Below are 19,031 nucleotides of genomic sequence, written 5' to 3' on the forward strand. Positions count from 1 at the left end.
TAATGATGGATGCGATCTGAAAGGAGCGGCCGCTCCCGGCCTGAATCAACGGTGCGGAAGCGGAACGAAGCCGCCCCGCTCAAGCCCGATCAGCCTGCGTCCCGGCATTCCGACGCTACATCGTCGTATCCTTGCGGACACGGCGCCGCGCAGCGCGGCTCCGCCTCAGCAGGCCCAGCACGGATACATGCGCCGGAGCCGCATAATAGCCCGCATCCTCATCGGGAGCCAGCAGCACTCCGAGCTGGTGATGTTCGCCGGCGTACCTGGCCCGCTGCAAGAACTTGAGCTGTCCGTCGGCATTGAACACCTCCATCCGGCAAAAAGCGGAGTTCATGTGCAGCGCCGCATGCAGATCTTCCTTGGTCCTTACCTTCTGCCCGTTCACCTTGTGGAGCACTTCGCCCGCTTCAAGGCCCATCTCCTCGGCCGGCGTTCCCGGTACGACTCCGAGAATGCACAGGCCCCGCTCGTCATGGACGAAGCGCGGCCGACGCTGACGCTCCCGCATCGATCCCAGCAGAATGAGGGCTTCATGAAGCCCGAGGGAAAGCAGCGCGGCGACCGGCACGAGCGGCTCCGCATATGCGGCCCCGAGCGCGGCCGCAGCCAGCACGGCGCTGTAGGCGAGCAGCCGGCGCGATGTGAGGCGGGCCTGGAGCTTCGGAAGCTCCGAGCGCGTCAGGTCGGTGAAGCCGATGATGGCCGGCAGCGCGATGACCGTCCAGCCGCCGTCCCATGCGGAGCCGCCGAGCAGAGGCGTCCATGGCAGCGAGGCCGCCGCCGAAGCGGACGGCACCAGCAGAAGCAGGGGCACCGGCCAATAGCCCTGCAGGGCGTAGCCGCCGATCAGCTTCCCGCGCTTGCCCTCGAGGAACAGCGGCGAGGAGAAGCGGGCGCCATCCCGGCGGACGAGCAAAGCCTCGGCCGCATGCAGGCCGGCTACGAGCAGCAAGAGGCCGGGAATGTCGAGATTGTCCAGCGAGAGAGCGGCCCGTCCGAGCCAGCCCGCCCCGTCCGGCAGGCCGAGCAGGCCGCTGAGCCATTGCAGCAGCCCGAGCACGCCGACACTGTAGGCAAAACAGAGATAGCGGACGCGGACGAGCATGAGCAGGGCGGCCGTCCCCCACAGCCACAGCGCGGCGGAAGGCGTCAGGCTCATGCCGATGAAGGCTGCGCCAGCCGAGAGGGCGGCACCGGCGAGCAGGCCGCTCCAGACGGCTCGCCCGAGCAGCTTGGGCCAAGCATGCAGGCGCACATGGAACAGCTTGCGTTCCGTCCGGGTCTGCCGGATATAAGAGAGGATGATCAGCAGCAGCGCAAAATAATAAAACGGCTGGGACAACAGCCTGACGGCCGCTGTCCCGTAATGACGGAGTATCTCCAAGGCCGTGTCCACAGCAAACACCTCATTTTCACAAGAATGACTCCCAAAAGTGTACCATCCAGTCGTATTGTTTTCGACAGCAAAAGGCCGAAATCCTCCCCGGGAAGGATTTCGGCCTTGATTTGCGCGGCGGTTCCGCGCCGGCTGACCGGGAGGCTTAATGCTCCCTGCCGCAAGCGCTTATGGCTTCCGGGCTCCCTTGCCGGAGCGGAGCGCCTGCGCCGCAGCCTCCAGCTGGGTGTCGTGGCTGCCGCTGCGCACCCACTCGCGAACGGCCTGCTCCAGCTTCTCCTGCGTTGCCGGGTCGGCCGATCCCGTCTCCCGGAGACCGGATTGCCGCTGGAACGCCTTCACCGCGGCAGCCGTCTCCTCGCTGTAATAGCCGTCTGTGCGTCCCGGCTTGTATCCGAGGCCGGCGAGCATCGCCTGCAGCGACTTCGTATCCTCGCTGATGGCATCCCTTTGCGGCTCTCCCGACCTCGACAGCCGGGATACCGTGTACAGAGCCGGGGGCTTGACCTGAATGTCCGGACGGATGCCTTCATGATGGATCCAGACGCCGTCCGGCGTCAGCCATTTGGCGATCGTCATCTTGACGAGTCCGCCTTCGAGGTTGCGGTCGTAGCTGACCTGGACCGTTCCCTTGCCGAAGGAAGTCTGGCCGACGAGCACGGCGTCCGCCGACTCCTTCAAGGCTCCGGCCAAAATTTCCGATGCGCTGGCGCTTCCCTTGTTGATCAGCACAGCGACGGGATACGGCTTGCCTTTTCCGTTGGAGAGGATCTTCTCGGCGCGCTGTCCCCGCTGCTGGACTTGCAGGATCGGCTTTCCGGCCGGGATGAACGGCTCGGATATCTTTTCCACCACCGGCAGAATGCCTCCCGGATTGTTGCGGACGTCGATCACGAGCCCCTTCAGCTTCCGCTTCTCGAGCTTGTTCAGCTCCTCCGCGAAGCGGTCGGCCGTGTTGAGCGAGAACTGCCGAATCTCGATCAAGCCGATGCTCCCTGGAAGCAGGCGGGCCTCCACGGTTTCCACGTCGATCTCTTCCCGCACGACCGTAACGGTCATCGGCTTGCCGCTGCCGGCGCGCTGGATGACGAGGACCGCCTTGGAGCCCTTCGGACCGCGCAGCTTGGCTACCGCCTCCGAGATCGGCAGGCCTCCCAGGCTGGTGCCGTTGACGGACAGGATGACATCCTTGGCCTGCACGCCCGCCCGCTCCGCCGGCGATCCCTTCATCGGCGAGACGACGGTCAGCTTGCCCTCTTCCAGGGACACTTCCGCGCCGACGCCTCCGAACGCCCCTTCCACCGTCTCCGAAAACTGCTTGGCTGTAGGAACGTCCATATAGGTGGAGTAAGGATCTCCAAGGGATTCCATCATTCCGCTGAGCGCCCCGCTCACGAGCTTGGAGCGGTCAACGGGCTCATAATACTGCTTCTGGATCAAGTCGAGCACCGTATTGATTCTCTGCAGCTCTTCCTTGCTCAGGCCGCCGGACTGCGGCTCCGCGGCTTCCGCCGGCTTGGCCGGCGCATGGACCGGCGCCGGCGCCTGGGCGGCCGCTCCGGCTGCTTGAGGCAGCGCCAGGGCGATCGCCGCCGCCGCTCCCAATGCGGCTGTCCTCCGGACCATCCGCAGTGACAATGACTTCATACCGTTCTCCTCCTCGGTTGCTGTATCGTGCCAGACCTGCATGAGAATCTAGTATGCGACAACCGTCCGGGTTTTATTTGGCAGCAGCGGGAAAAGTACGGATCCACCAGGCCGTCCAGCTCTGCGGCGGTTTTTTTTGGTCTCCTCGACAGCGTCATGCATGGCGGGATGCGCCTGCCGCGGGTGCAGCCCGCATCGGACAGGGAACAAAAAAGCTTCCCGCAAAAGCGGGAAGCTTTCAGATTTGCCATCCACAACCTCGACTCGACTGGAGAGGAAATGTCCGCAGCCGGCCGGCTCTTCGTCCATTATTTCAAATAAGGGAGCGGATTGACCGACGTTCCGTCCTTGCGCACCTCGAAGTGGAGATGATTGCCGGTCGAGTTGCCGGTCGAGCCGACTTCGGCGATGAGCTGGCCGCGCTTCACGGTCTCGCCCTTCTCCACCTTGATGCCGCCATTGCGGATATGTCCGTAGATCGTCCACAAGCCGCCGCCATGATCGATGACGACGCAGTTGCCGTATCCGGTCCACCACTGGGCGATGAGAACGACGCCGGATTCAGCCGCGTAGATGTTCGTTCCTTCCGGAGCCGCCATGTCGACGCCCGCATGCAGCTTGCGCTTGCCGGTGATGGGATGGATCCGGTAGCCGAACGGCGAGCTGATGCGGTAGCTGGCCTTCAGCGGAATGCCAAGCTTGCCTCCGGTATAATACGTCTTGAGCGCGTTTTTCTTTTTGATCAGCGCGGATTCCTTGGCCGCCAGGTCCAGCAGAAGCTGCTCCTGCTCCTCGCTGATCTCGCCAAGCTCCTCCAGCTTGTCGTCGTACGTGGAGATCAGCTGCTGCTTCTCCGATTCCTTGTCCGAGAGAACCTGCTGGTAGTCGGCTATCTTCGCGTACAGCCCCTTGACCTCGGTGAGCTGGGACTCCACTTCCTTCTTCTTCTCCTCGACCAGCTCCTTGTCGTGCCGGCGCTCCTCCAGAATGACCTTGTCCTGGCTCATCATCGTATGAAGCGAGTCGAGGCGGCTGAGGAAATCCGCGAAGCTCGCCGCATTGAGCAGAACCTCCAGGTAGCTGACCCTGCCGTTCATGTACGTCATCCGGATCCGGGACTGCAGGCGGTCATCCTGCTTGCCGATCCGCTTCTCGGCATCGTCGAGCTCCTGTGCCGTCTGCTGGAGATTCTCGGTCGTGTCGCGAACCTCGTTCTGAACCTGGCTGAGGCGGGTGCCGACGGTGTCGATCTCCGCCATGACGGCTTTGAGCGATTCCGCCGTCTGGACCTTCTGCACCTGCACGGTCTTGGCATCCTTCTCGGCCTGGTTGCGGTTATGGGAAGCGGCCTGCATCTGGTCGCGGACCTGCTTGATTTCCTTGTTGATCTTGTCCACCTGCGAGGCCGCCTCTCCGCCCGCCGGAAAGACGGTCAGAGCCAGGACAGCCGCAAGACAGGCAAGAATAACCCTGTTCTTCTTCATCTGCGCTTGCATCCTCCTACACTTTCAAATAACGGCGGACCGATAATACGCTGCCCCATACGCCGAGCAGCGTGCCGATGCCGATCGTGAGCAGCGCGATGATCGGAGCGGCCTCCTGAAGGGTGACGAGCCTGATGCTCATGAGGCCCAGCTCGAACTCGGACTGCTTGAACAGCTCCCGGTATCCGAGCAGGATGACGGCGGCGGTCAAGGCAGAGGAGAAAAATCCGATGAGCGCGCCCTCAACGAAAAAGGGCCAGCGGATAAACGCATTGGTCGCCCCTACCAGCTTCATGATGCCGATTTCCCGCTGGCGGTTGATGATCGTCGTCTTGATCGTCGTTGCGATGAGGAACATGGCCGTGACCGCCAGTCCCGCGACGAGGATCAGGCCGATGTTGCGCACGGCGTTGGTCACCTTGAACAGCGTCTCCACCTGTCCCTGGCCGTACTTGACGCGCAGGAACGGGGAAGGATCCTGCCCCGCGCCGAGCGCTTCGATCTGGCCGGCCGCGGACGCGATCGTCTGCGGATCGTACACTTCGATGACGAAGGACGCGGGCAGCGGATTGTCTTCGCCCTGATAGTCCTGCAGCAGCTGCTTACCATCGCTGCCCATCATCTGGCTCATTTCCTCCAGATTCTGCTGCTTGGTCCGGAACTCGACGCTCTTGACCTCGGGGATATTGCGGATCTTGGTCTCCAGCGAATCGATCTGCTGCTGGGCCGTGTCCAGCTGCAGGAAGGCGCGGATCTCCACCGTGCTCTCCAGCTGGTCGGCCAGCTTGTTGACGTTGAGCGCGAGCAGGACGAAGACGCTGAGGATGAACAGGGAAATGAAGATCGAGCTGATGGAGGCGAAGCTCATCCAGCCGTTGCGGAAAATGTTCCGCACGCCTTCGCGCATGTGGCGCAGGAGGGTTCTAGCCTTCATAGCCGTAATCCCCTCTCAGCTGGTCGCGCGCGATGACGCCGTTCTCGATGGCGATGACGCGCTTGCGAAGAGAGTTCACGATCTCGCGGTTATGCGTCGCCATCACGATGGTCGTGCCCCTGAAGTTGATTTCCTCCAGCAGGTTCATGATGCCCCAGCTCGTCTCGGGATCGAGATTGCCTGTCGGCTCGTCGGCCACGATGACGCTGGGATTGTTGACGATCGCGCGGGCGATCGCCACGCGCTGCTGCTCGCCGCCGGAGAGCTGCGCCGGCAAATGGCCATGCTTGCCGCCGAGGCCGACAAGCTCCAGAACTTCCATCGTGCGCTTTTTCATCAGCTTGCGGGGAGCTTCGATGACCTCCATCGCGAACGAAACGTTCTCGTAGGCGGTGAGCTTCGGAAGGAGGCGGTAATCCTGGAAGATGACGCCGATGTTGCGCCGCACATAAGGAATCTTGCGCGGCTTGAGCTTGCCTATATTGAAGCCGTTCACGAAGAGCTGCCCCTTGGTCGGGTACTCTTCCCGGTAGATCAGCTTCATGAACGTGGACTTGCCGGCGCCCGAAGGCCCGACGATGTACACGAAGTCATTGCGGTCGATGACGACCGAGATCCCGCGCAGCGCATGCGCGCCGTTGGGGTAGGTCTTCCAGATGTCCATCATTTCAATCACGGGTGTTCTCACATCCTGTCTGTTTTCCGCTTATGAATGTTCGACAGAAAAGGCGTATTTCCTCTCCTGCAGGAAGGGATTTCCTTAATTTTCACAATTCTCATCTGCATGTCCGGTCCGCAGTCCCGGATTCGACAAACGTCCCTTCGCCGCCATGTCGAACGAGGGAGAGAAACTCCCTCTCTTTACATCGGTAAAAGAGCAGCGATTTGTAGATAAATGTCGAGAAAACCTTGTCTGTCCCGCCGAAAAAGAAATCAAAAAGGCACGGCGCGCCGATCGGCGTTCCGTGCCCCGCAATTCCATTCTGCCTCGCAGTCAATCCTGATCCCAAACCCCGGACAAGGATATCGGGATCCGGTATGGGCGATCGATATAATTCGGATAGTTTCCAATCGGGAACGTGAGCGGCTGCTTGTAGGCGCCCGCCTTGTACTTGAACGCCAGCGTCTGGTTCGTCTCATCGGAATTCGCGCTTACCGAGGATGCCAGCTCCTTGCCTTCATGCCAGCTTCCGCTCCCGTCCATGAACGCTCCGTCGAGCAGATTGTAGCTCATGTTGTCGTCCTTGCGGCCCGTATCGAGGTTGAACCGCAGCTGCAGCTCGCCCCCGCTCTCCGTCGCTTCCAGCAATGTCACCTTGTCGTCCGGAGCCTTGAGCAGCAAGCCCTTCTCCGTGTCGATGACGATCTCATTCTTGCCCTTATCCAGGGCACGGAGCCAGGTTCCCGTCAAATAGAGAGCCTGCGGCTTGCGGAAGTAGCTGCTCTGGAAGGTGAAAACGGTCCGGTCGGGATCGTTCGTCCCGGAGCTCATGGAGGGAACGGACCATTCCTTGCCGGTATCGTCCACCAGCTTCATGTCGCCTCCGCCGAAAATCTTCATCGTATTGCTCTTCGCAAAACGCGCTTCGATCTTAATCGTAAGCGGAGAGATGACGGCCCGTTCGAAGATGATCTTCTGTCCGGCGGCTTCCAGCGTATAGTCCATCGGGACGGAGCGGGAATGCCCCGCGAACTTCCCGGTGTCCACCGCGAACGCCACCTTGTACTTCTGGCCGCGGAGCGTGAGCACGACGCCCAGCTTATCCGGCAGCGGCTCTTCCTTGCTGAACAGAACGGAGATGTTTTCCATTTTCTTCGCTCCGTCCGCTTGGCCCGTGACGTTTCCGGATGAGCCGTAGCCGAGTTGCAGCTGCCTGTCGGTACCGTCGGTCAGGCTCAGATCATGCAGCTCGACCTGTTCATCGGGGCGCAGCCCTTGTATGCTGTACAGCAGATTCATCCGGAACTCGTCCGCGACGATGCCCTCCACGGTGAACTTGAGCCCTCCATGCTCATCCGACAGCCCTACCTTCTGCATGTAGTCGTTATCCACCGCGTCCAGGATGGATTGGTCGTTGGGGTACTCTTGGCGGATCGCGTCCACCAGCGAGGCCATTCCCGGAATCTGCCTCACGGCAGATGCGAATGCCGGGGATACGCGGATCGTCACCAGACAGACGAGGAGCAGGAGGCAAGCGGCCGAAGCGGCATGGATTCGCCGGCTGGCCGTCCTCCGCCTCCCCCGCTTCCTTTCCTTGCCGGCTGCAAGTCCCGCCCTGATCGCGGCGTCCGCCCGTCCTGCGAGAGCAGGATCAATGCCCCTGTCTTCGGCCAGAACGGACAAATCCGGCTGCTGCTCATCCTTCATCCCGCGCCTCCCCCTCTCTCATCCATGCTCTCAGTTTCGCCAGCGCCCGGTTCAGCCAGGTCTTCACCGTGCCCTCCGGCTTCTCCAGCAGCCTGGCGATTTCCGTCAGCGTCATGTCGTCGTAATATTTGAGAATGACAACCTGCCTCAGCTTCGGCTCCAGCTCGGCGATGGCCTCCTCCATCCGCAGCCTGTCATCGACTCCAGGCATTCCGAATTCCGCAGCGGGAGCCTCGGGCAGCCATTCGGCCGGTCTCTGCCTGCGGCGCCGCTTCTGCTCGTCGATGCAGACGTTCATCAGGATCCGGATCAGCCAGGTTTGGAAATAGGCCGGTTCCTTCAGCTTCCCCAGCTTCATGTATGCCCGCAAGGTCGTCTCCTGAATGGCTTCCAGCGCCGCTTCCTCGCTGCGCAGATAGGCCAGGGCGATCCGCAGCAGCCGATCCCGCGAATCGCCCATCAGCTCCAGAAAGGCGCCTTCGTCGCCCGCGCGGGCTTGGGCGGCCAGCGCCGCGGAGCTGTCCTTGGCTGTTGCTTCTTCCGACAAGGAGGCCGCCGGTTCCGGAGCCTGGCAGGCGGTTGTCGTCGTTTCGTTGTCCAAGCCCTTCCCTCCCCTTCTCCGCATTAGACTTCGGACGCCGTCAAACGGTTTTGGCCGCAGCAAAAAAAACCGGCCTCGGCTGGCTTGAAATCCGCAGAACGAGGATGGACTGCTATCGAGCCTTATTTTCCGGCCATGCGCGAGCCAACGCAAATAGGGCTCGATTCGAGCCCTCTTCCTTTCCTATGGAACCTCATGCGCTATAAAAACGAAGAAGCTGCCCCCGGCCATGCTCATGACCCGAGGGACAGCCTCTGGAATCCCGCTCTCTTCCGGGCATCCGGCCGGCGAGGGCGGACGCTTGCCCGGCGATCAGCCCGGTTCGGCCTCCAGCCGCTTCAGCGGCTGCGTCGCCGGTCCCTCCAGCACGGTGCCGTCAAAGCCGAAGCGCGAGCCGTGGCACGGGCAGTCCCAGGAGCGGTCGCCGGAATTCCACTTGCACTCGCAGCCCATATGCGTGCAGGTCGTATCTACGACATGCAGCGCTCCCTGCGAGTCGCGATAGGCGCCGGCGCGCTTGCCCTTGACCTTGACGACGGCGCCCTCGTCGGGCTCCAGCGATTCCGGCGTCCGGGACGGAGCGTCCAGCTTGCCGGAGATGAGCTCCCCGGCGACGTTGGCGTTTTGGACCACGAACGTCTTGAGCGACGGGTCGGCCTTGAAGCGCGAAGGCTTGAACAGCTCCAGATGCTTGCTCTGGCCGTTCGCGACAAGATCGTTCACGATCAGCGCGGCGAGCGTGCCGGTCGTCATCCCCCATTTGCTGTAGCCGGTGGCGATGAGCAGGTTGGGATGCTTGCCCGTGATCGGCCCGATGTACGGCACTTCGTCGAGGGTGACGAGATCCTGAGCGGACCAACGGTAAGGAATGCTCTTGGCTCCGAGCAGGGAATCCCCGAATTGCTCCAGCGCCTCGAAATGCTGGATCATCGGAATGCCCTGGCCCGTCTTGTGGTTGTCTCCGCCGACGAGCACGACCCGCTTGTCTCCCAGCTGCGCCGAGCGCAGCGAGCGGACGGTGCTGCCCGCGCTGATGTACATGCCGCCCGGGAAAGGCTTCTCCGGCTCGACCGCGACGATGTAGGAGCGCATCGCATGCAGCCGGGAGAAGAACAAGCCGCCGCCGTCCGTGAACGGGAAGTGCGAGGCCGAGAGCGCCCAGCTGCAGGAGATGGTGCCGCCCGCTTCCGTCTCCACCTGCAGGCGGCCGTTGTCGTCCTCCTTCACCTTTCCGCTCGCGGTCGTATTCTCGTACACCTTGAGCCCGTGGCGCTGCGCTTCGGCCAGCAGCTTCTTCAGGTATTGCAGCGGATGGAACTGCGCCTGGCCCGGCAGCTTGATCGCGCCTTTCTCCGACAAGCCGTCCAGCGGAAGCTTGTCCGTCCATTCGCCCGGTATGCCGATGGTCCGGTAGGCTTTCCACTCCGCATGCAGCTGCTTCAAGTCGGCATCGTTATCGGCATAAATATAGGCATCCTGAGTTTCCAGGCCGCAGTCGATGCCGAGGTCATCCACGGTTTGCGTCATCCATTTCAACGCCTCGTCGTTGGCATCGTAATACTGCTTGGCCTGCTCCTTGCCGAAATGCTGCAGCAGCTTGCCGTAGATCATGCCGTGCTGGGCCGTTATTTTGGCGGTCGTATGTCCGGTCGTTCCGTCCAGAAGCCGGCCCGCCTCCGCAAGCACGACCTTGAGCCCCTGCTTGCTGAGCAGGTAAGCCGCCGTTATTCCCGTGATGCCGCCTCCGATGACGGCCACATCGGCCTCCACGGTGCCGCGCAGAGATTCGAACTGCGGCAGCTCCTCCGTTGCCCTCCACATCGATTCCGGATAGCGGGGAAGCTTGCTGGATGAAGAAGGATTGCTGTTGTCCATGATTCAACCTCCCATATGCTGGATTTCCTATTTCTTTTATTCCCACAACCGGACGGAATCAAAACCAGGCGTATGATAGGGTTTAGAAAGAAGGTGCCGCATGACGCCGTCACCGACATGATCCGGGGCGGCAGCAACGTATTGGAAGCTTGCTGAATGCAGGAACAACCGGCAGGATGCCTGCCGGTTGTTTTCGCATGCCCTATTTGCATGAGCCTCATCATAGGCTGGAAGACGGCCTAGACGAACGTTTTCGTGTCGTTGTTGCGGCCGAACTTGTAAGCTGCGACGAGGAAGAACACAAGAGCGAAGGCAGCCAGCACGGCCAGGTTGATCGCGACCCGGCTCGTATCTCCGGTCTGCAGCTCGTCGATCGATTGGAGCACCCAGCGCTGCGGCATGAAGTCGCCGATCTTGCGGATCGTGTCCGGCATGATCGAGATCGGGAAGAAACATCCGGCCAGCAGGCAGCTCGGCGTAATGATGAAGTTCGACATCGCTCCGGACACCGCCGAGTTTTTGGAGAAGGCGACGATGACGAGCGAGAGGCTGACGGAGACGAGGGCGAACAGGATCAGCATGCCCCCGAGCTGGGCGATCGGAAGGCCCGGGTCGATGCCGAAGACGTAGCGGAGCGCGACGAGCGCGACGGCCACCTGCACGACCATGACGGCGATGTTGACCAGGACGTTGGCGAGCACGTACGAGCGGGCGCTGATGGGAGAAGAGAGAATGCGGTAATACGTCCGGTCTTCGCGGCTCTTCAGGATGATTTCCGACAGATTGACGGCCGCGGTCATCATGAACAGGATCAGGAACCCGATGGACTGGACCGACATCGCCTTCGTCAGGGATGTATCGGCGACTTGCTGCGTCTCGAGCTTGAACTCTCCGCCGCGGTAGTCGGCATACAGCTTGTCGAAGGACGCCCGGTCCCCGCCGGCTGCGCGGCTTAGCGCAGCCGTATTGTCCAGGTATGCGTTCAGCATGCCTTGGATATATGCCGTCACAGTCTGGCCTTTGACGGATTGAATGGCGATTCCTTCCGGATTGCCGGCCGCCACGCTGTCGGAATAGCCTTTCTCCATAATCAGGCCCGAGTCCAGATCCGCCGAAGCCAGCTTCTTCTTCAGCTCCTCCCGCGTCAGCAGCGTCGCCTTCACATGCTGCAGGCTGCTGACGTAGGCCGCCGTATCGGCGGCGATGACGGCGCTGCCGTCCTCATTGGCGATGCCGACGCGCAGCACCTGCTGTCCCGAGCTGCCGTAGAGCATGATCGAGCCGACGACTCCGATGATCGGCAGCCCCAGGTAGACGAGCAGGCTGCTCCTTTTGCGGAAGGTGTTCTTCAAGGTATGGACGGCCACCCACCATATATCTCTCCACATGTTACAATCCCTCCCGCTTGCTCATCATATAGGCCGAGGCTGCCAGCAGCAGCGCGGCAAGACCGGCGTTGAGGCCGATGGTCTGAACCACTTGGGTGTTGTCGCCGAGGTAGATCATATTGTTCAAGGCCATGTTCGCCCACCGGATCGGGGACAGGCTGGCGGCGATGCCCAGCAGGCTGTTCTTCTCGACCACTCCGATCGGGAAGTACGCGCCGCCGAAGAAGGAGGCCACCTGCACCGCCAGGGAGATCAGACCGCCCGATGCGCTCGACTTGAGGAGATAGCTGACCGCAAGCCCCAGGCTGGTAGACAGCACGACGACGGAGAGCAGGACGAGCAGGACGAGAGGCAGGTTCTCGCCCCAGTAGGCATGGTAGACGACCTTGCTGAATGTAATGACGACAAGCACGCAGAGCATGTTGACCGCCAGATTGCCCAGCACCTTGCCGGCAAAAATCTCTCCCTTGCGCACCGGCGCGGCCACCAGGCGCGCCGCCGTGCCCTGCCTGATCTCGCTCTTGACGAGGTTGGCCGCCGACATCGCGCCCCACAGGGCGATCATGACGGTCAGCGCGACCGCGTAGTAATCCATCGACCCCGGCATGCGGTCCAGATCCAGCGACAGCTCCTTCACGTACCCGCCGGAAGGCGCCGGCTGGAACGCGGAGGCAGCCTTGGCCGGATCGGCCGCCGCGATGGCGGCTGCGGCATTGTAGCGGTCGGCATAAGCCGAGAGCATGCCTTGGGTCATGTTGCTCGCGACGGCGTTGCGGTCGCTTCCGTACAGCTTGATGCCGCTGTTCGCCACGATTGCATAGTCGTCATAGTTGTTTTTCTCCACTTCCGCCGCCCCGTCCATGCCGGGCTTCAAGTCCGTGAAAGCAAAGCCGGATTTCTCCATCTCCGCCCGGAATCCCGCAAATCCCTGCTGCGCGGCGCCGCTGCTCCGATCCTGCACCAGCACGCGGATCGTATCCATGGAAGCTGTCGTGCTGAACGCATTGGCAAGGGCCGTGCCGAGCACCAGCATCAGGACCAGCGGAAAGGCGAGCATGAAGAACAGCGTGCGCCGGTTCCGGAAGCTCAGGAGCATTTCCTTCAGCGCGATTTGGATGACATTCATCTCGATACCTCCTATTGGTCCCGCAGGCTGCGGCCGGTAAGCGTCAGGAAGACCGTCTCGAGATTCGGCTCTTCTTCCTGCAATGCCTTCACTTCGGCGCCGCCGTCCATCAGCGACTTCAGAATCCGGTTCAGATTGTCCACGGCCGCGTCGCTCTGGATGCTCAGACGCCCTTCCTTTTCGTTCACCGCGCGCACGCCGGGAATCCGGCTGAGGCTCTCGAGGCTGTAAGCCGAACCCGGCTTCAGCTCGATCGACAGATCCTTGACATCCGTAATGATCGCCTTCAGCTGCTCCTTGGTGCCGTCCGCGATGATCTTGCCATGGTCGACGATGGCGACGCGGGAGCAGATCTCTTCGACCTCTTCCATGTAGTGGCTCGTGTAGATGACCGTGCAGCCGGATTCGTTGAGCTTCTTCACCGACTCCAGAATGTAGTTCCGGGACTGGGGATCGATGCCGACGGTCGGTTCGTCCATGATGATCAGGCTCGGCTTGTGCGCGATGGCGCAGGCGATGTTCAGCCGGCGCTTCATGCCGCCGGAGAAGGTGGACGGGCGGCTCTTGGCGCGGTCGCCGAGGCCGACGAATTCGAGCGCCTCTTCGGACCGCTCCTTCAGCAGCTTGCCCCGCAGGCCGTAGAGGCCGGCGAAGAAGGCCACATTCTCGTAGGCGGTCATGTCGTCGTAGATGGCCAGGTCCTGCGGCACGATGCCCAGGTTCGTCTTGGCGTGGCGGCTATGCTTGCGGCTGTCCTTGCCGAGGATGCGGATCTCGCCCGCGCTCGGCTGCAGCAGCGAGGAGATCATGTTGATCGTCGTGCTCTTGCCCGCTCCGTTGGAGCCCAGGAAGCCGAAGATCTCGCCCTCCTTCACGTTCAGGGTCATATTGTCCACCGCGACGAAATTTCCGAATTTTTTGGTCAGACCTTGAATTTCCAACACGTTCATGCTCCCCACTCCGTTTCCCTCATCCATTTGATGCTCTCAGTATAAGAAAAAAGGATGCCCCTATGTCAGTGCATAAGTTCACCCTTTGGATATGAGAAATCTCACGTTCTTGCGGAGGGCAGCCGTCCGCTGACCCTGAAGTTCTTCATGCCTCCCTTCCTTGCGCAGGCTTGTCCCCGAATGGCAGCAGCGTCGTGACGCTGAAGCCGCGGCTGCCGTCCGCGACGACGGTGCCTCCGACCGAAGCGGCCCTCTCCTCCATGCCCTTGAGCCCGAGCCCCTTGACGATCTTGTCCTTGCCCCGCCCGTTGTCCGTCACGACCGCCTTGATGTAGCGCTTCAGCACGCTCACCTCGACATGGACGGCCGTCGCGCCGCTATATTTGAGAGCATTGGTGAGCGATTCCGTCACGTTGTCCTGGATGATCTTCCAATAAAGAGGCCCGATGGACTCCAGGTCGCCGCTCCCGCTGACGCCCGCCTGCAGGCCGCTGCTCATCCCGAAGCTCTCGACCTTCTCGCGCAGCCGGCTCATCCCGAGCTGCTCCGTCGGAGGCTTGAGGCGATGCAGCGTCAGCCGGATCTCCTCGATGGCGCCCTTGGAGATGCCGATCGCATTGTCCAGCAGCTGCTCCGCCCGCTCCGGATCCCGCGCCAGAAGCCGTTTCGCCGCCTCCATCTGGATGAGGGCGCCGGTCATGGAATGGCCGACGCCGTCATGGATTTCCTGCGACAGCCGGTTGCGCTCCTCCAGCTTGTGCGTATACTCGGAGTTCCGCTGTTGCTCCTGCCCGTCGCTCAGGCGGCGGGCCAGCCTCTCCTGCTTCATGCGCAGCCGGTCGAGCTCCTCCTCGAGGCCGATGGCCTTCATGAGCTGCTCCGAGTACAGCAGATAATGGAACCAGGCCGCAACGGCCACGAATATATAGCCGACGAGCAGCCCGTCCCGGAGAAAGAGCAGAGGCAGGAGCGATCCCGCCTGCAGCATGACTCTCCGCCTGCCATGCAGAAAGGCCAGCTCGCAGGCGCTGAAAGGCAGCAGCAGCACGAACAAGGGGCTGCCGTATGCGCTCGCGGCGAGCAGGAACAGGATGACCGCCGCAATGGCGCCGGTCTTGATGCGGATGTGGCCAAGCAGGCGGACCGAGATGCTGAGCGCGATATAGAGAAGCGCGAGCAGCATGAGCAGCGACGAATGCGCCGCGGTCCCGTCGGCGAAATAGGCCGATGCCATGATGAAGGCCAGCGCAAGCAGCTTGTTGCCCATCGTCCACAGCTGCATGGCGCTAGGAAAGCTTGCCCGTGAGGTAGTAGATCGCGATCTGCGTCCGATGCTCCAGGGCTGTCTTGTTCAAAATGGAAGTGATGTAGTTGGCGATCGTGCCCTCGGAGATGAACAGCTCGCGGGAAATTTCCTTGTTGGACAGCCCCTTCGCGATCCGGGCCATGACTTCCAGCTCCCGTTCCGTAAACAGGCTGCGGTCGATCGCCGGCGCCGGCGCCGCCGGGGCGGCGGGAGCGGTCAGGCCGGCCCTCAGCTTCTCCAGCACGGCGTCCTGCAGCACGCTGTGGCCGCCATGGACGCTGCGGATCGCAGCCGCGATCTGCTCCGGGTCGTTGTTCTTGAGCAGATATCCCTTGGCTCCGCTGCGCACCGCATCGAGAATATAGGCGTCATCGTCGAAAGTCGTCAGGATGAGCGGCTTCGCCTGCGACCCCTCCGAGATGAGCCGGGCGGCTTCCACCCCGTTCATGTTCGGCATCCGGACGTCCAGCAGCGCCACATCCACCTCATTCGCCTTGCAGAAGTCGACGGCCTGCAGGCCGTCCTCGACCGCGGCGACAATCTCGAACTCGCCGAAGCTGGCGAGGATGATGCGCATTCCTTCCCTGATGAATGAATTGTCGTCGGCAATCAGCACCCTGATCATCGGTATTCCTCCCTATGGCGTCCGGGGCCTGCTTCGGCAGGCTTTAAGTGGTAGTTTACCATGAAAAGGAAAGCCATGATGAGACTACTTGCTCCAGGCCGGGCATATACATGACGAACGATGCCTGATGGGAGGACTGCCCGTGAAGAGGCTGCATCTGATGCTGATCATTCTCCTTGCCCTGCTGCTCGCCGCTTGCGCCGCATGGGGAGCTCTATGGATATACGGCTCCAAAGCAACCGTTCCCTCCGGCACCGCAGCGGGAGGGCTGCCTGTCGGAGGCTTGCCGAAGCAGGAGGCGCTGCGGCTGCTGCAGGCGTACGGAGAAGCGATGGATGGCCGCGCGGTCATCCTGCAGGATGGAGGAGGCCTCGCCTCCTTCAACGCGGACAAGCCCCCGGCCTCAGGCGCCGGTGGCTTTGCGGCAAGCCTTAATCCGAACGGAACCGGCGGCTCCGAAGGAATTGCCGGCAGCTTGGCGGCCAATGCATCCGGCAGCCTAGCGGCCAGTTCGTCCGGCGGCCTGGAAGCCGAAGCGGCCCGCAGCGCCTCCTGGACGCTGCGGGCGCTCGGGTTCCGGCTTCGGCTGGACGAAGCGGAGGCGGCGATCCGCCGGCTGGCCACAGGCTCCGCGTGGAGCCGGGCCAAATACCGCTGGCAATGGGACAAGCGGCTGCCGGCGAAGCTCGAATCCCGCCGCGGGACGTTCGACGCCGCGCTGCGCCGGGAATGGGGCTTCTACGACGAGCGGAAGCCCGTCGACGCCGTGCGGACGATTGCTCCGGATGACCGGGTCGTATACACGCCGGGGCGGAGCGTCCTCCACCTGGACCTGGACCGGCAGTACGCCCAGGCCAGAGCTTGGGCGGCGCTTGGCGGAGCTGCCGCCTCAGGGCTGCAGGATCCGCCTCTGCCCTCGGCACGTTCCCTGGCGGGGCTCAAAGGCAAAGCGCTGCTGAAGCGGCTGGGCGTCAGTCCCGTTCTGGAGGGAAGGCTTCAAATGAAAGCGGTGCTCCCCAAGGTCACGCTCACGTCGCTGCGGGAGGAAGGAATCGACCGGCTGATCGCCAGCTTCACGACCGACTACAGCGCCAGCTCCCAGGGGAGGGCGTTCAACGTCTCGGAGACGGCCCGAACTCTCAGCGGCTGGATCATGAAGCCGGGCGACGTCTTCGATTACGGAGAGGTCATCCGGATCACGGAGCGCGAGACCGGCTACCGGGAAGCGCCCGTCATTCTGAACGGCCAGCTCACCCCCGGCATCGGGGGCGGCATCTGTCAGGTGTCGAGCACGCTCTACAATGCCGTGCTGCTGGCCGGCCTAGACATCGTGGAGCGGCGCAACCACTCGCTTCCCGTCTCCTATCTTCCTCTGGGGCGGGACGCCACCTTTGCCGATGGCCTCATCAACTTCCGCTTCCGGAATTCCACGGGCAAGCATATTCTCATCCAGACAAGCTCGGGCGATGGAAAGCTGACGGTCAAGCTGTACGGCACGCTCTCCCCGGACGTCAACTATGAGATCCGTTCCGAGACCGTACGCTCCCTCTCCCCGGCCGTTCAACTGAAGCCGACCTCGCTGCTCGCTCCCGGCGAGAGCCGGATTTTGACGCCGGGCAAAAGAGGTTATGTCGTCGATACGTACCGAATCCGCTATGTGAAGGGCAAAGAAACGTCCCGCCTCCGCATTTCGCGGGATACGTACAAAGCCCAGCCGGAAATCGTCGGCGTCGGGCGGCAGCCGGAGCGCGCGGCGTCTCCGTCTCCGGGCGGCTTGGACTCCGGTCCCGCCATGGGCGGCACGGGCCGGCCGGAAGGCTCGTCGGCGGCCTTGCTGGAGGACGGCATCCGGCTGCTGCCCTGACGGCAGCCGCCATGCTCCCGCTCTTCAGCCCTGGCCGCATGCTTGTCCGGCGAGCGGGCGATGTTGGCCTTCTGCCGATGACGGCAGCTGCCGCATGGAGAAGCTGGAGCTGTCCGCCTTCCGTCCATGACCGCGCAGCCGGCCGCTGCGAGGCCCGAATTCCCGCGCCTTCAAGCGATGACCGCTGGCGCCGCATCGCTGCGGCCGGGATAATAACGGTCCACCGGAGCCGGCCTGCCGAACAGATAGCCCTGGAACAGCTGGTATCCCTGCCGCTTCAGCCATTCGAAGTCCTCCTGCAGCTCGATTCCTTCTGCAAGCGGGACCGCTCCGATCCGCAAGGCCGCTTCCAGAAAGGCCAGCGCGGAGCGCTGCTTGTCCGCGTCCCGCGCGACGCCTTGCACATGCTGCATGTCCAGCTTCATGTAATGGGGACTCAGCTCCGCCAGCAGCTCCGCCGTGCTGTGACCGGCCCCCGCATCGTCCAGAGCGCACCGGAATCCCCGCTCGCGGTAGTAGGCCAGAATCCGCTTCAGATGCTCCGTATCCTCGACCTTGTCCGTCTCCACCACCTCGAAGACGAGCAGGGAAGGATCCGCTCCAAGCTTCGCGGCGAGATTCACGGTCGTCCGGAGGCAATATTCGGGAGCGTAGATGGACGTCGGGACAAAATTGATGAAGGCTCTGGTCTTCAAAGGAGCCGCATGCCTGACCGCAGCCATGCGGCAAGCCTTGTCCAGCGCGTACAGACGCCCCCGCTCCCGCGCCGCCTGAAACATTTCGCCCGGGTAAATCAAGGTTCCGTCCTCCCGGATGAACCTCGCCAGGAACTCATAGGCGTACAGCTCTCCGCTCCCGTTGACGATCGGCTGAATATGGCAGCTGATCCGCTCTTCCCGGATCAGGTCGTCGACCCATTTCGTGCCGGCGATCGAGCCGGCTTCGGCCAGCGGTCTCCACCCTCCCTCGGCAGCGATGCGGAAGGCGATCGCCTCCGCATCGGCATGGTCCCGGCAAAAATCAAGCATGCCCGGCAAATCCGCTTCCGATATCCTCAGTATGCTGCCTTTGAAAACCGCGTCCTTTCCTTGACTCCTCAGATGATCTGCCGCCTCGCGGACCGCGAGCAGACTTTGCTCTCCGGCGCAGCGAAGCTCGATTCCCAACGGTTCCATCCTGCAGCTTGAGCATTCCACCCTTACCCGCTCCTAATCCTATAATCCAGCCTCGGCCATGAAGCCAGTCCGCCCCAATTATTTTCATTTCAATAAATATCGTCTTTTTCCAGATATAACCGAAAAGAGAATGGCAACTTTTTCTATACCCGTTTCTCCCCGCGTTGAAACAACCGAAGAAATTTTTTCCCTTCCTGCAAAAAGGCTTACCAACCATCTGCATTTTGCCGTTATATACAAAAAGGAAACCGGCTTGCCGCCGTCCGCCGATTGTCTAAGGAGATCAACC

Annotated in this window: 15 protein-coding genes; 1 reads left to right on the forward strand and 14 read right to left on the reverse strand. The window is 62.2% G+C overall.

Translation table 11 applies throughout. The features are described 5' to 3' along the window. Nucleotides 1-115: 115 nt before the first annotated feature. From CIC07_RS22585 to CIC07_RS22645, 13 genes are all read right to left on the reverse strand, one after another. Nucleotides 116-1,399, reverse strand: a complete 1,284-nt coding sequence (locus tag CIC07_RS22585; RefSeq protein ID WP_076357851.1) for a PDZ domain-containing protein — start codon at nucleotides 1,397-1,399, stop codon at nucleotides 116-118. Nucleotides 1,400-1,567: 168 nt separating this feature from the next. Beyond that, nucleotides 1,568-3,046 (reverse strand): S41 family peptidase, encoded by a 1,479-nt coding sequence (locus CIC07_RS22590; RefSeq protein ID WP_076357850.1) that lies wholly within the window; start codon nucleotides 3,044-3,046, stop codon nucleotides 1,568-1,570. 308 nt (nucleotides 3,047-3,354) lie between these two features. After that, nucleotides 3,355-4,530 (reverse strand): murein hydrolase activator EnvC family protein, encoded by a 1,176-nt coding sequence (locus CIC07_RS22595; RefSeq protein ID WP_076357849.1) that lies wholly within the window; start codon nucleotides 4,528-4,530, stop codon nucleotides 3,355-3,357. Nucleotides 4,531-4,546: 16 nt separating this feature from the next. Continuing rightward, nucleotides 4,547-5,464 (reverse strand): permease-like cell division protein FtsX, encoded by a 918-nt coding sequence (gene ftsX, locus CIC07_RS22600; RefSeq protein ID WP_076357848.1) that lies wholly within the window; start codon nucleotides 5,462-5,464, stop codon nucleotides 4,547-4,549. Further along, nucleotides 5,454-6,140, reverse strand: a complete 687-nt coding sequence (gene ftsE / locus CIC07_RS22605; RefSeq protein ID WP_049868334.1) for a cell division ATP-binding protein FtsE — start codon at nucleotides 6,138-6,140, stop codon at nucleotides 5,454-5,456. Before ftsE ends, ftsX begins: the two co-directional genes overlap by 11 nt. Before the next feature lie 318 nt (nucleotides 6,141-6,458). Further along, entirely contained in the window at nucleotides 6,459-7,832 is a 1,374-nt protein-coding gene (locus CIC07_RS22610; protein ID WP_076357847.1) for a DUF4179 domain-containing protein, read from the reverse strand. Continuing rightward, on the reverse strand, nucleotides 7,822-8,433 hold the full coding sequence (locus CIC07_RS22615; protein WP_234992971.1) for a sigma-70 family RNA polymerase sigma factor: 612 nt from the start codon (nucleotides 8,431-8,433) through the stop codon (nucleotides 7,822-7,824). The genes CIC07_RS22610 and CIC07_RS22615 overlap by 11 nt, the downstream gene beginning before the upstream one ends. Before the next feature lie 312 nt (nucleotides 8,434-8,745). Then, nucleotides 8,746-10,308, reverse strand: coding sequence for an FAD-dependent oxidoreductase (locus tag CIC07_RS22620; protein WP_076357846.1), 1,563 nt, complete (start codon nucleotides 10,306-10,308; stop codon nucleotides 8,746-8,748). Nucleotides 10,309-10,547: 239 nt separating this feature from the next. Continuing rightward, nucleotides 10,548-11,696, reverse strand: coding sequence for an ABC transporter permease (locus tag CIC07_RS22625; protein ID WP_076357845.1), 1,149 nt, complete (start codon nucleotides 11,694-11,696; stop codon nucleotides 10,548-10,550). Nucleotide 11,697: 1 nt separating this feature from the next. Beyond that, complete coding sequence (locus tag CIC07_RS22630) at nucleotides 11,698-12,822, reverse strand: ABC transporter permease (protein ID WP_076357844.1); 1,125 nt, start codon at nucleotides 12,820-12,822, stop codon at nucleotides 11,698-11,700. A gap of 11 nt (nucleotides 12,823-12,833) precedes the next feature. Further along, nucleotides 12,834-13,772: an ABC transporter ATP-binding protein gene (locus CIC07_RS22635; RefSeq protein ID WP_076357843.1), complete on the reverse strand. Its 939-nt coding sequence runs from the start codon at nucleotides 13,770-13,772 to the stop codon at nucleotides 12,834-12,836. A 145-nt stretch (nucleotides 13,773-13,917) separates the two neighbouring features. Then, complete coding sequence (locus CIC07_RS22640; RefSeq protein WP_076357842.1) at nucleotides 13,918-15,054, reverse strand: sensor histidine kinase; 1,137 nt, start codon at nucleotides 15,052-15,054, stop codon at nucleotides 13,918-13,920. 4 nt (nucleotides 15,055-15,058) lie between these two features. Then, nucleotides 15,059-15,703 carry a response regulator transcription factor gene (locus tag CIC07_RS22645; protein ID WP_076357841.1) on the reverse strand — a complete coding sequence of 215 codons (645 nt, stop codon included), beginning with the start codon at nucleotides 15,701-15,703 and terminating at the stop codon, nucleotides 15,059-15,061. A 142-nt stretch (nucleotides 15,704-15,845) separates the two neighbouring features. Here CIC07_RS22645 and CIC07_RS22650 point away from each other — a divergent pair, with 142 nt between their 5' ends. After that, nucleotides 15,846-17,567 (forward strand): VanW family protein, encoded by a 1,722-nt coding sequence (locus CIC07_RS22650; RefSeq protein WP_076357840.1) that lies wholly within the window; start codon nucleotides 15,846-15,848, stop codon nucleotides 17,565-17,567. 170 nt (nucleotides 17,568-17,737) lie between these two features. Here the strand turns inward: CIC07_RS22650 and CIC07_RS22655 are convergent, their stop codons facing one another. After that, complete coding sequence (locus tag CIC07_RS22655) at nucleotides 17,738-18,742, reverse strand: EAL domain-containing protein (protein ID WP_094248265.1); 1,005 nt, start codon at nucleotides 18,740-18,742, stop codon at nucleotides 17,738-17,740. Between the last annotated feature and the right edge of the window lie 289 nt (nucleotides 18,743-19,031).

Source organism: Paenibacillus sp. RUD330 (assembly GCF_002243345.2).
Lineage (GTDB): Bacteria > Bacillota > Bacilli > Paenibacillales > Paenibacillaceae > Paenibacillus_O.